Here is a 12,715-nt window from a genome sequence, read left to right as displayed (position 1 = left end):
CTGTTTCTCACAAGTCTAAAGCCTCATGCGGAAAACGATTCCCCAAAACCCGGATTTTCTTTGCGGAAACAAAAAAAAGAGGACCGCCCTCCTGTGTGCAAAGGGGATCCTCTTTTTGAACAGACTGCGCGCGGAACCGCGATCAGTCGTTATACATCTTCTGCTTCAGTTCACGGCGCTGCTGGGCTTCAAGCGACAGCGTGGCGGTAGGACGCGCGAGAAGGCGCGCGACACCGATCGGTTCACCCGTCTCAGCGCACCAGCCGTACTCTCCTTCGTCGATGCGCTTGATGGCTGCCTGAACTTTCTTCAGAAGCTTGCGCTCGCGATCACGGGTACGAAGCTCCAGAGCGTGCTCCTCTTCAATCGTGGCCCGGTCGAGCGGATCGGGAGCAAGCTGCGTCTGGCGAAGCGTCTCCGTCGTCTGACCCGCATTGTGGCGCAGCTGGGCCTCCATTGCTTCAAGACGGGCACGGAAGAAAGCCAGCTGATCTTCGTTCATGTACTCGTCCTCAGACATGCTGAGAAGCTCTTTTTCGGTGATGATTTTTTTCTTGGTCGCCATTTTGTGTCTAACTCACTGTTTAAAAAAACAGACTTTTGCAGAGGAGGAGAACCCTGTTCCTTCAGCCTGAGAAGGAATGGGGAAACCGTATTAAACCACGATTTAAAAAAAGCGGCAGGAAAAATCCGCCGCTTATCCAATTTTTAGTATTTTTTCCTAGCAGAGGCAGGCATCGAGACCCTTGATCAGGGCTTCCTTCGGCAGATTTCTGCCAATAAAGACGATACGGGACTTGGGGCTGCCCTCCCAGGGACCGAAAGCCTGAGTACCGGCCGTCATGTGAACACCCTGCAGCACGATTTCGCGGTCCGCACCCTGAAGGTAAAGGATGCCCTTGTAGCGAAGCAGATCCTGGCCGTAAACGCTCAGCAGCGACATGAAGTAATGCTCAAAGCGCTGCGGATCAAACGGGCGGTCGGATTCGTAGAGGAAAGAGCTGATTTCGTCGCTGTGATGATGCTTATGCGCGCCCGTGAGGAAATCCGGGGCCACATTCAGCACATCGCTGATATTGAAGCCCTGGATATCAATCACCACGTCAACCGGGCAGTCGCCCATATTCACGCGGCGCATATCAGCATGCGGATTCATGGCGCGGAGACGCTCTTCAAGCGCCTTCGCCTTTTCCTCATCGACGAGGTCCGTCTTGCTGACAAGGATGCGGTCAGCGAAACCGACCTGCGCCTGGGCTTCAGGCTGCTGATCTAGCGTCGCGTCGCCATTCATCGCGTCAACCACCGTCACCACGCCATCCAGACGGAAGAAAGCTGCCACGACATCGTCCATGAAGAACGTCTGGGCAACCGGACCCGGATCCGCAAGACCCGTCGTCTCAATCACAACCCAGTCGAACTTGGATTCGCCCTTTTCGCGCTGAATCCGGAGCTTGGTCAGAATCCGGGAGAGGTCGCCGCGAATCGTGCAGCAGATGCACCCATTATTCATGGACACAATCTGCTCGGCTTCGCTGTGAACCAGAAGGTCATCATCGATACCGGCCTCACCGTACTCATTCTCAATCACGGCGATGCGGTGATGATGATCTTCTTTCAGAATCCGGTTTAAAAGCGTCGTCTTTCCCGCGCCGAGGAAACCCGTCACGATAGTTACGGGGATCAGCGTGTCAGCTATTGATTCTGCCATCCTTTCTCTTCCTTACTTAATAAGTTCTCACGGCCTTACGAGCAGGTGGAGTCCCTTCAGGTACTCCCCTTCCGGATAGGTCACGAGCAGCGGATGATCCGCGCCGGCTCCGAGCCGGCCAACAATCCAGGCGTTCACACCGGCGTCAAACACCGCGCCGGCAACGATCTTCTGGAAAAGATCCGCATCCACTGCGCCCGAACAGGAAAATGTCAGCAGATGACCGCCTGTCCGAAGAAGCTTGAGACCGTTCAGACTGATGTCCTTATAGGCTCTCGCAGCCCGTTCGACATGATAACGAGTCGATGCAAACTTGGGAGGATCGAGAATAATGAGGTCAAACTTCTCGCCGCGGTCTCTCGCTTTCCTAAGATATTCAAAGACATCGGCTTCAACCCACTCGCATTTGTCCTGCGGGAAGCCATTCCGCTCAGTGTTCTCGCGGGCCAGCGCGAGCGCCTCACCCGACGAGTCCACGGAAACCACGCTGTCAGCCCCGCCCGCCATCAGGGCAAGCGAGAATCCGCCCGTGTAGCAGAAGCAGTTGAGCGCCCGCATGCCGCGGCCGTTTTTCTCACGGAACTCACGGGCAAGGCGCTGAACCGTATAGCGGCTGTCACGCTGATCAATATAGAAACCGGTCTTATGCCCGATGCGGACATCGACCCCGTAGCGGACACCGTCCTCCACGATCTCAATTTCCTTCGGAGGCTCCTCACCGCTGATCAGGCCGGAACGCTTCGGAAGACCTTCACGCTCACGAACTGAGGCGTCCGAACGCTCGAATACCCCCTTCGCTCCGGTGACCTTCATCAGCAGGCGGGCAATCAGCTCGCGGTTCTGCTCCATGCCGGCGGAGAGAATCTCGCACACCAGATAGTCACCGTACTGATCAACGATCAGACCGGGAAGCCTGTCAGCCTCACCGAACACAAGACGCAGAGCGGTCGACCGGGAGCGAAGATCCTCACGGGCCGCCACGGCCTCGCGGAGCCGGGCCTCGAACCACGCCTCATTGATCACGTCATCCTTATCGAATGACCAGCATCGGGCTCGGATCGCCGACTTCGGTGACCACGAGGCCCACGCGAGGAACCGGCTGTCGTGACCCACGATCCGGACGAGATCCCCCATGCCCGGCTTTCCATTCACCCGGGCAATGGCCTTCTCATAGACCCAGGGGTGGCGCTTGAGGAGAGACTTTTCTCTGCCCTTCACCAGAACGACTTCAATAGGCTGCTGTTGCATGGAGGTTTCCTATACTCACTGACTGTTAGATAGCGGGGACGTCAATTTCGCCCGTGAAAACGGTTGCCGCAGGGCCGATCAGGAAGACGGAGCCGGTCGGCGTGCCATCCCACTCAATACGCAGGCGGCCGCCGTGCATCTGAAGCTCGACCTCGGAGTCGAAGAGTCCGCGGCGCATACCGGCAACGGCAGCCGCGCAGGCGCCCGTACCGCAGGCAAGGGTCTCGCCCGCGCCGCGTTCCCAGACTCGGAGCTTGCCTTCCGTGCGGCTGACAGCCTGCAGGAAGCCCACATTCACGCGTTCCGGGAAAGCCGGATGATTTTCAATCGCGGGGCCCACAGTGCTCACCGGAGCCTGTTCAACGTCTCCCACCACCATGACGGCGTGGGGGTTGCCCATGGAGACCACGGACACCCAGTTGTTGTAGCCCGCAGCCTTCACTTCCCAGAGCGTGTCAGAAGCCCGCGAGAGGTGAGAGAGGCCCGTCGTATTCAGCGGAATCTCTTCCGGACGGAATCTCGGCGCACCCATATCGACCTTCACGCGGCCGTCATCCTGCAGTTCCGGCTGAATGATGCCCTTCATCGTTTCAACACGGATCTTCTTCTTCGTGGTCAGACCGCGGTCATAGACGTAGCGCGCGAAGCAGCGGGCACCGTTGCCGCACATCTCCACTTCGCCGCCGTCCTGATTGAAGATCCGATAACGGAAATCCGTATCCGGGGTCCGCGCCTTTTCAACGATCAGGATCTGATCAGCGCCGATACCGAGATGACGGTCGGCGATGAATCGGAGCTGGTTCGTCGTCATGGTGAACGGAGCTTCCGTGCTGTCGATCACGATGAAGTCGTTGCCGGCTCCATGCATCTTGGTAAATTGCAGCTTCATTTTTCCTGCTCCTGTCAGATAGGTCTCAAATCAATAGATGGAAGGTTCGCCTTCAGGCCGTGTTTTGAATCGCCGGTGCGTCCACAGATACTGGTCCGGGAACTTGAGGATCCACTGTTCCAGCTCGTGATTGATACGGGCTGTATCGGCCTCGTAGTCTCCTGTCGGGAAACCTTCAAGCCTGTAAATATGCACACAGTAACCCTCTTTCGTCATCTCCGTGATGCACATGGCGACGTGAGCTTTCGTCAGCCGGGCAAGGCGCGACACCATCGGCAGAGTGGCGGCGGGTACACCGAAAAACGGCACGAAGATCGAATTCTGCCTGCCGTGGTCCATATCCGGCAAATAGTAGAAGGGAAGACCGTCACGCATAGCGCGGATGACGGGGCGAAGATCAAAGTGCCCGGTCTTCGCGATCAGAATCGGATTGCAGAAGCGCAGTCTCCCGTCAAGCTCCGCCTTGTCCCAGGCTTTGTTTGACTGCGTCTGATAAAGCGATACGCCGCGCACATACGTGTTGAAGGTAATGCCGGCCGCATCCAGCCCAAGGAAGTGAGGCGACACAACGATCAGCGGACGGTTATCCGTGTCCGTCACAAGATCAAGCCCCTCAAACTTCACCATCGCCTGGAGCTCTTCCTTCGTCCCCTTCCAGAGCACCGCGTGATCCAGAGCCGCGCGGCCCATATTGCGGTAATTCTGCTTCGCGATCCGCACCCGCTTTTCCTCAGTCCAGTCGGGGAAGCAGAGCCGCAGATTCGTCAGCGCCACATGGCGGCGTTTCGGAATTGCCCACCAGAGAATCCAGGCAATCACCGCGCCGAACCGCTCGCGGGTCCGGATCGATGTGCCGTAGAAGCAACCCAGGACCCAGATCCAGAACCGGGCCATCACTTCATTCACTTTCTTCATTCCTTCGCCTGCTCCTCCGGCGGATTCACGCCCGCCGGACACTTGTAGCGGTTATAGGCCCAGAGATACTGCTCCGGAAGCAGGCGGATCACGCGTTCGAGATGCTGATTCATCGTCACCGCGTCATCCTTCATATTCCCGGTCAGCGGCTCATTCCAGAGCCTTGCGTCAATTTCCCAGCCCCGGCTGCTGATCCGGCATCCCCAGGCGACAATCTTCACGGCATCAAACTGATGGGCGAGCCGCAGCGGCAGCGTCATCGTGTAGGCCGGGCGTCCGAAGAAGTTCACCCACACTCCCTCACCCTTTGACGGCACCTGATCCGGCAGCACACCGACCACCTGTCCGCCGCGGAAGGATGACACGAGCATCCGCACCCCCTTCAGCGTCGCGGGAGCCGGCCGGATACCAGGGGTCTCGCGGCCATGCAGCACCACGTTCTGCAGAATGGATTTCTTCGGAATCCGGTAGAGAATTGCCATATAGCGGTCCGTTCCCGCGAGGAACCGCTCGGCGAGCCACACGGGCGCCACTTCAAAGCTGCCGATATGAGGGGTGATAAAAAGAATGGGGCGGCCTGAGGCGAGCGCGTCTCCGATGATCCGCTCCGCCTCCGCCGTGGCTGACACGTGCTTCATGAGAGCCTTGCGGGGCTTGCCCCAGATCCACGCGGTTTCCGCCGCCTGCTTTCCAAGCTCACGGCTGACAGCAGGGGAATAGGCATCGGAATCGTAACCAGCCTGCGCGAGATTCTCCGCCATTTTCCTTCTGTATTTAGCCGAGCAGCGCCAGACCAATGCGCCAAGCGCCCCGCCAACCGGGTGCACTATCCAAAGCGGGATCATGGATAGAAGCCGAAATAACAGCCGCATATAAATAACCATTCCGGCGCCCGACAGGCGGCCGATTGCTCCTCAGTAACAGCAAGACTTGAAAGTGTCTTATCTTAAGCCTGCCCGAAAGTCAAAACAGGTATATTATTTCAGGTCTTCGCCGAGTTAACAGGACAACTTGCGGGGCGAAGACTGGGACAACGTCCCATATTTATTCAATTTCCGCTAAAGCGTCGGTCGCATGCCCTCTGATTTGATTTTGCGAAGGCGCTGTATTCCAAATTTGGGAGCATTCGATGGGCAGCAATTATCTTTTTACGTCTGAATCTGTGAGTGAAGGCCATCCGGACAAGGTGGCGGACCAGATCTCGGACGCCGTTCTCGATGCCATTCTCGAGCAGGATCCCTACGGTCGCGTCGCTGCAGAAACCCTCTGCGCCACGGGACTCGTCGTGCTCGCTGGCGAAATCACCACCTCCGCTCAGGTCGATTACATCGGCGTTACCCGCGACACCCTCCGTCAGATTGGCTATGACAATACCGAATACGGCATTGATCACCGCGGCTGTTCCGTTCTCGTTGGCTACGACAAGCAGTCGGCCGACATCAAGCAGGGTGTTGACAAGGCTTCTGACGACCCGCTCGAAACCGGTGCCGGCGACCAGGGTCTGATGTTCGGCTACGCGTGCGACGAAACCGACACGCTGATGCCCGCCCCGATCTACTACGCACACCGCCTGATGCAGCAGCAGTCCATTCTCCGCAAGAACGGCACGCTGCCCTTCCTCCGTCCGGACGCGAAGAGCCAGCTCACCGTGCGCTATGTGGATGGACGTCCGCAGTCTGTGGACACCGTTGTGCTTTCCACGCAGCATTCCCCTGAAATGAGCGACGGCGACAAGATGAAGCCCGAGTTCACGGAAGCCGTGATCGAAAGCATCATCAAGCCGGTGCTTCCGGCTGAATGGATCACTCCGGAAACCAAGTTCCTGATCAACCCGACCGGCCGCTTCGTGGTCGGCGGTCCTCAGGGCGACACGGGTCTCACCGGCCGCAAGATCATCGTCGACACCTACGGCGGCTCCTGCCCGCACGGCGGCGGCGCGTTCTCCGGCAAGGACCCGACGAAGGTTGACCGTTCCGCCGCGTACGCCTGCCGCTATGTGGCGAAGAACATCGTCGCTGCCGGCCTTGCCCGCCGCTGCCAGGTTCAGGTGGCCTACGCTATCGGCGTTGCCCGTCCGATGAACATCACGGTTCACACCTTCGGCACCGGCACGATTCCGGATGAAGAGATCTCCCGCATCGTCGGTGAATCCTTCGATCTGCGCCCGAACGGCATCATCCGCATGCTCGATCTCCGCCGCCCGATCTACCGCAAGACGGCCTGCTACGGTCACTTCGGCCGTGAAGAGCCGGAATTCACGTGGGAAAAGACCGACAAGGTTGAGATCCTGAAGTCCAAGGCCGGTCTGTAACCGGAGCGGCTCCTTGCCGCTAAACTTAAAGCCTTAAACCAGATAAGGCCGGCACTCGTTGGCCGGCCTTGTTTTTTTACTGTTATCGGTTTGTACGGAAAATCATTTGAGATGAAAAAACGCGTTCTCACAGGCATCAACACTACCGGTACCCTGCATCTGGGCAACTACGTCGGGGCCCTTCGCCCCTCCATTCAGCAGAGCCGGTCTGACGAGGTGGAAAGCTTCTACTTTCTGGCTGACCTCCACGCTCTCATCAAGTGTCAGGATCCCGTGCGCCTCCAGCGCTCGAGACTCCAGATTGCCACCACGTGGCTTGCCGCAGGCCTCGATCCCGAACACGTTACTTTCTATCGCCAGAGTGATATTCAGGAGATTCCGCTCCTCAACTGGCTGCTGGACTGCTCCTGCTCCAAGGGCCTGATGAACCGCGCTCACGCCTACAAGGCTGTGCTCGAAGCGAGCGTCGAGAGCGGTGAGGATCCGGATGCCCGCGTGTCGATGGGCCTCTTCTGCTACCCGATCCTGATGGCGGCGGACATTCTGATGTTCAACGCGGATCTCGTGCCGGTCGGCAAGGATCAGGCGCAGCACCTGGAAATGGCGCGCGACATCGCCACCCGGTTCAATAATCTCTACGCGCCGAAGGATCATCCCTTCTTCCGCATGCCCTACGCGCTGATTGATGAGAAGCAGGAGCTTCTCCCCGGCACCGACGGCCGCAAGATGAGCAAGAGCTACGACAACGTGATCCCGCTCTTTGAAGGCGGCTCCTCCGCGCTCTCCGACATGATCAGCCGCATCGTGACGGACGACAAGAAGCCGGGCGAAGCGAAGGATCCGGATTCCACTTCGCTTACGCAGCTCTTCAAGGCATTCTCGACTGACGAAGAGTACGCCCAGTTCCGCGCCGAACTCACAGACGGTCTCGGCTGGGGTGAGGCGAAGAAGAAGCTCTTCAATCAGATTGAGGCCGAGATCGGACCGATGCGTCCGAAGTACGAGGAGTACATCAACGAGCCGCAGAAGCTTGAGGAGATTCTCCTTGCCGGCGCTGAAAAAGCCCGGAAGATTTCCGCTCCGTTCCTCGAAGAACTCCGCAACGCGGTCGGTCTCCGTCCGTTCACGGCCTTCAAGGGGTCCGCGCATAACGCTCCGGTGAAGGAAACGAAGAAAAAGTCCGCTGCCGCTTCCTTCAAGCAGTACCGGAACCCGGACGGAACGTTCGGCTTCAAGTTCACGGACGCCGCGGGCACTGTGCTTCTCGAAAGCACCGGCTGGGCGAGCGGCGCTGAGGCCGGCCGGGCAATCGGTCAGCTGAAGAAAAACGGCATTGCGGCTCTTGCGGCTCTGCCCCTTGTAGAGCGCGCCGCCGGCATCACCGATCAGCAGCTTGCTGACGCTTTCGCATCTCTCGCTTAACGCATCACATACCGCCCGGAAGGAATCCGATTCCTTCCGGGATTTCGTATTCCCTTTACCTGACAGGCATTCTGATATGAAAACCTACAGCCACGACTTTGAAGTCGCCGACATGGGGCTCCTCGAGTGGGGCCGCAATGAGATCCGCATCGCGGAAACCGAAATGCCCGGCCTGATGGCCATCCGTGATGAGTACAAAGACGAGGCCCCTCTGAAGGGCGCCCGTATCTCCGGCTCTCTCCACATGACCATTCAGACCGCGGTGCTGATCGAGACGCTGCTCGCGCTCGGCGCCGAAGTCCGCTGGGCTTCCTGCAATATTTTCTCAACGCAGGATCACGCGGCCGCCGCGATCGCTGACGACGGCGTTTCTGTCTTCGCGAAGAAGGGTGAGACGCTTGATGAGTACTGGGAATACACCCACCGCATTTTCGAGTGGCCGGACGGCGGCTTCTCCAACATGATTCTGGATGACGGCGGCGACGCGACGCTGCTGCTTCATCTTGGCTGCCGCGCGGAAAAGGATATTTCGGTTCTCGATAAGCCGACGAGCGACGAGGAAACGGCTCTCTTCGCAGCGATCCGCCGCCACCTGGCCGCTGACCCCGCCTGGTACTCGACCCGCGCGAAACATATCCGCGGCGTTTCCGAGGAAACGACGACCGGCGTCCACCGCCTCTATCACCTCGCGAAGGAGGGCAAGCTGCTCTTCCCGGCGATGAATGTGAATGACTCCGTCACGAAGAGCAAGTTCGATAACACCTACGGCTGCCGCGAATCGCTGGTCGACGGCATCAAGCGCGCCACGGACGTCATGATTGCCGGCAAGATCGCTGTGGTCGTCGGCTATGGTGACGTGGGCAAGGGCTGCGCTCAGGCGCTCCGTGCGCTTGCCGCTCAGGTCTGGGTGGTGGAAGTTGACCCGATCTGCGCCCTGCAGGCCGCCATGGAAGGCTATCGGGTAGTGACGATGGACTGGGCTGCCGATAAGGCTGACATCTTTGTCACCGCCACGGGCAACTACCACGTGATCACGCATGACCAGATGGTCCGGATGAAGAACGAAGCGATCGTCTGCAATATCGGTCACTTCGACGCCGAAATCGATGTTGCCTCGATGCGCCAGTATCAGTGGAACAACATCAAGCCCCAGGTGGATGAAATCCTGCTGCCCTCCGGCAACCGGATCATTCTGCTCGCGGAAGGCCGTCTCGTGAATCTCGGGTGCGCCACCGGTCACCCGAGCTATGTGATGTCCAGCTCATTCGCGAACCAGACGCTCGCCCAGATCGAGCTCTATACCCGCACGGAGCACTATCCGGTCGGCGTTTACACGCTGCCGAAGATCCTGGACGAGAAGGTGGCGCGTCTGCAGCTGAAGCGCTTCAACGCCCAGCTCTCCACGCTGACCCAGGAACAGGCTGACTACATCGGGGTTCCGGTGACCGGCCCGTTCAAGGGTGAAAACTACCGTTACTGATTCTCAGAGCTTCGCGGCCGGACGGACATCCCGTTCGGTTGCGATCCACTGAAGCAGAATGTCGTGAGGCTCCGCTTCGAGCCTCCCCGTCGCGTTGCAGGCCTCATAGGACACCGCGACCGTGACAGGCGCGGGCTTTATCGTCGGCAGCGTCCGGTCGAACCAGCCCGCACCGTAACCCAGCCGGCAGCCGATATCAGAGAATCCGATACAGGGAGCCAGCAGCACCTGCGGCACAACCGGAATCTTCTCCTTCGGAACCATGATGTGGAAACCGCTTTCCACCATCTCGACTCCCGGAGTCCACTGGTAGTACCCCATCTTTCCCTTCATCACAACCGGAAGAGCAAGCATGCGGCCGGGCTTCTCTGACTGCCAGGCGCCCAGCGCCTCCATCAGATCCGGCTCACTCTGAATCGGGTAGTAGAGACCCACTGAGGAAAACTGCGGATTCGCTTCAAGCCATCCCACAATGTTCCGTGCCAGTTCTTTCGCCGCCTCCGGGCGAGTGGCCGCAATTTCCTGACGCACTGCGAGCAGCTCTTTTCTCAGCAGTTTCTTATCCATTGGTACGCTCCTCCTCTAAAGATTCCGGCGCCTATCGGGGTTAGCCGCCGTCTTCGTCCGGCGCCGATGGTTAAACTTATTCTATGGTTAAAAAATCCGTCTCTCCCGCCTCGTCCTTTTTACGGTTACCCATGAAAGCTCAGATCCGCCGCTCATTACTGCTGCTGGCCCTCGCGCTTCCCGCCTTTGGAGCCAGTGCCCAGTCACTGCTGCCGCAGCAGCGGCCTCTGGGTCCTGCGCCTTCAATCGCTGTGCCTGCGGAGGACTTTCTTTTTCAGAATTTCCCGCTGTCCGCGCAGGACCAGGCGTTTCTCTCCTTCCGGCGCGCTCGTCAGTCAAACACCGGCACCGCCGAGTCACAGCAGGCGCTTTTTGCCCAGCTCGCCGGATACCCGCTCGTTGACTACGCCGTGTCCTGGAATCTGTATGACGCCATAAAGTCCGATCCTTCGGATCCCATTCTGCAGGCCCAGGTTCTCGATTTTCTGAAGAGCCATCAGGGGGAATACATCGCTGAGCGGCTGGGAACAGATGTCGCGAGAATCGCCGCTCCGAAAGGAGATTCAGCGTTCTTTGAAGCGCTTTATGCGCCGCTGCAGTGGAATAAGACGGAGCCTGATCTCGCCGCATGGCACGAGTCCTTCCAGCTTCTCGCCGGGAAGGGGAACACGGAGTACGGCGTAAGCCTCCTTCGGGAAGCCAGGAATCCGCACGCCCCGGCCTTCATGTCGCTCGCCGAGTCCATTCTCGGACGCGACCCGGGAAAAATCTGGGAGATCTCGTCCTACCTGATCGAGCATCGGTTCAATTCGGACGCCCAGCGCCTGCTGCAGGCCTATATGCCGAATGCGCCGCTTTCGCTTCCCGAGGTCTTTTCGTCCCCGGAGAAATGGGTCACCACGCCTGACGCGCAGGCGAACCCCCGTCTGATCACGGCGGCCTGTCTCGCTGTGGGCTACAGCCGTCCAGAGGACGCCGCGGCCATGATCGCGTCGCTCGGCAGCCAGATTCCGAAGGAAGACCGGAATCTGCTCTGGAACTTCCTCGGCTACCGCTCAGCGATCATCAATACGATTTCCGACTCAAGCCAATACTTCACGAATGCCGGCGAAGGCCTGATGGACAGCCGCGTCTCGCAGCCTGACGAAGTCGCCGGGTGGCGCGTGAAGGCAGCGCTCGCTGCCGGCAACTGGAAGGAAGTTGAGCGGGCCATCGGCTCGATGACCCCGGAAAAGCTGGGAGCTGACGAATCCGCCTACTGGCTCGGCCGCGCCAAAATCGCTCAGGGCGACAGGAGCGAGGGCGAGAAAGTTCTCTCATCCATCACCGGTCACCACACGTTCTACGGCAAACTCGCCTGTGATGCGCTTAACGTTCCCTATCCGGGTGACGGCGCGCGCCCCTCGGTCGCGGAGTCTGACGTCCGGCAGTGGATGCAGAATCCGAGCATTATCCGGGCCGTGCTGCTCCGCCGTCTCGGTCTCTACTCCATGGCGAGCCGCGAATGGAACTGGGCGCTTCGCGACGCGAAGAAGCCGCAGCTCATCGCGGCCGCTGAATATGCCCGCCGGATCGGACTCGCTGACCGCATGATCAGCACCGCGGGGAAACTCCCCGACAGCCTTTTCCAGAGCGACCTCTCCTTCCCGATTCCGTCTCAGAAGAGCGTCGCCGCGATTGCCCAGGAAACCAATGTGCCCGAGGCCTGGATTTACGGCATTACGCGTCAGGAGTCCCGCTTCATGGTAACGGTGTCGTCGGGAGCCGGTGCCCGCGGACTCATGCAGCTGCTGCCCGCCACTGCCCGGTGGACCGCCAAGCGCTACGGTGTCGGCGATGGGAATCCTGATCTCTCGGATCCGCTCACCAACATGAAGCTCGGCGCTTACTACCTCAAGTACCTCAACGACCGGTTTGACGGGCAGAAGACTCTCGCCACAGCGGGCTACAACGCCGGCCCCGGCCGCTCCATCACCTGGCGCCGGAATCTGTCCGCAAGCCAGGACGGCGCGATTTTCGCTGAGCTCATTCCGTTCAGCGAAACCCGGACCTACGTGAAGAATGTGCTGAACAACACGGCGGAATACGCCCGGATTCTCGGCAAACCCGTGCGGCTCACGGAGCTTCTCGGCACGATTACTCCGCCCTCCCCCGACAACTGATACTGAATAAACG

The 12,715-nt window shown here is 59.2% G+C and carries 11 protein-coding genes; 4 read left to right on the top strand and 7 right to left on the bottom strand.

Annotated features, from left to right (window positions below):
• Window positions 1-142: 142 nt before the first annotated feature.
• The 6 genes from dksA to M4NBBH2_RS03525 all read right to left on the bottom strand — a co-directional run bounded on the left by dksA (window position 143) and on the right by M4NBBH2_RS03525 (window position 5,632).
• The gene (dksA, locus tag M4NBBH2_RS03550; protein WP_049686580.1) at window positions 143-565 is read right to left on the bottom strand and encodes an RNA polymerase-binding protein DksA; all 423 of its coding nucleotides are present in this window, start codon (window positions 563-565) and stop codon (window positions 143-145) included.
• A 156-nt stretch (window positions 566-721) separates the two neighbouring features.
• The gene (locus M4NBBH2_RS03545) at window positions 722-1,708 is read right to left on the bottom strand and encodes a CobW family GTP-binding protein (protein ID WP_116269726.1); all 987 of its coding nucleotides are present in this window, start codon (window positions 1,706-1,708) and stop codon (window positions 722-724) included.
• A gap of 27 nt (window positions 1,709-1,735) precedes the next feature.
• On the bottom strand, window positions 1,736-2,956 hold the full coding sequence (locus M4NBBH2_RS03540; protein WP_116269725.1) for a class I SAM-dependent rRNA methyltransferase: 1,221 nt from the start codon (window positions 2,954-2,956) through the stop codon (window positions 1,736-1,738).
• 25 nt (window positions 2,957-2,981) lie between these two features.
• Window positions 2,982-3,845 carry a diaminopimelate epimerase gene (gene dapF, locus M4NBBH2_RS03535; RefSeq protein WP_116269724.1) on the bottom strand — a complete coding sequence of 288 codons (864 nt, stop codon included), beginning with the start codon at window positions 3,843-3,845 and terminating at the stop codon, window positions 2,982-2,984.
• A 30-nt stretch (window positions 3,846-3,875) separates the two neighbouring features.
• The gene (locus M4NBBH2_RS03530; protein ID WP_116269723.1) at window positions 3,876-4,760 is read right to left on the bottom strand and encodes a lysophospholipid acyltransferase family protein; all 885 of its coding nucleotides are present in this window, start codon (window positions 4,758-4,760) and stop codon (window positions 3,876-3,878) included.
• Complete coding sequence (locus M4NBBH2_RS03525; protein ID WP_116270577.1) at window positions 4,757-5,632, bottom strand: lysophospholipid acyltransferase family protein; 876 nt, start codon at window positions 5,630-5,632, stop codon at window positions 4,757-4,759. Before M4NBBH2_RS03525 ends, M4NBBH2_RS03530 begins: the two co-directional genes overlap by 4 nt.
• A gap of 257 nt (window positions 5,633-5,889) precedes the next feature.
• On the opposite strand from M4NBBH2_RS03525, the gene metK reads away from it, so the two are divergent.
• The 3 genes from metK (at window position 5,890) to ahcY (ending at window position 9,973) form a co-directional block, all read left to right on the top strand.
• Window positions 5,890-7,071, top strand: coding sequence for a methionine adenosyltransferase (gene metK, locus M4NBBH2_RS03520; RefSeq protein WP_116269722.1), 1,182 nt, complete (start codon window positions 5,890-5,892; stop codon window positions 7,069-7,071).
• A 111-nt stretch (window positions 7,072-7,182) separates the two neighbouring features.
• Window positions 7,183-8,493: a tryptophan--tRNA ligase gene (locus tag M4NBBH2_RS03515; protein WP_116269721.1), complete on the top strand. Its 1,311-nt coding sequence runs from the start codon at window positions 7,183-7,185 to the stop codon at window positions 8,491-8,493.
• Window positions 8,494-8,569: 76 nt separating this feature from the next.
• Window positions 8,570-9,973: an adenosylhomocysteinase gene (gene ahcY, locus M4NBBH2_RS03510; RefSeq protein WP_116269720.1), complete on the top strand. Its 1,404-nt coding sequence runs from the start codon at window positions 8,570-8,572 to the stop codon at window positions 9,971-9,973.
• A gap of 3 nt (window positions 9,974-9,976) precedes the next feature.
• Here ahcY and M4NBBH2_RS03505 read toward each other — a convergent pair whose 3' ends face one another.
• Window positions 9,977-10,540, bottom strand: a complete 564-nt coding sequence (locus M4NBBH2_RS03505) for a 5-formyltetrahydrofolate cyclo-ligase (RefSeq protein WP_116269719.1) — start codon at window positions 10,538-10,540, stop codon at window positions 9,977-9,979.
• Between the two features lie 131 nt (window positions 10,541-10,671).
• On the opposite strand from M4NBBH2_RS03505, the gene M4NBBH2_RS03500 reads away from it, so the two are divergent.
• Window positions 10,672-12,702, top strand: coding sequence for a lytic transglycosylase domain-containing protein (locus tag M4NBBH2_RS03500; RefSeq protein WP_160117824.1), 2,031 nt, complete (start codon window positions 10,672-10,674; stop codon window positions 12,700-12,702).
• The last annotated feature ends 13 nt before the right edge of the window (window positions 12,703-12,715 follow it).

This window comes from Mesosutterella multiformis, assembly GCF_003402575.1.
GTDB classification, from domain to species: domain Bacteria; phylum Pseudomonadota; class Gammaproteobacteria; order Burkholderiales; family Burkholderiaceae_F; genus Mesosutterella; species Mesosutterella multiformis.
Note: the sequence above shows the minus strand (reverse complement) of the source record. Positions and strands in the feature narration are given on the sequence as shown.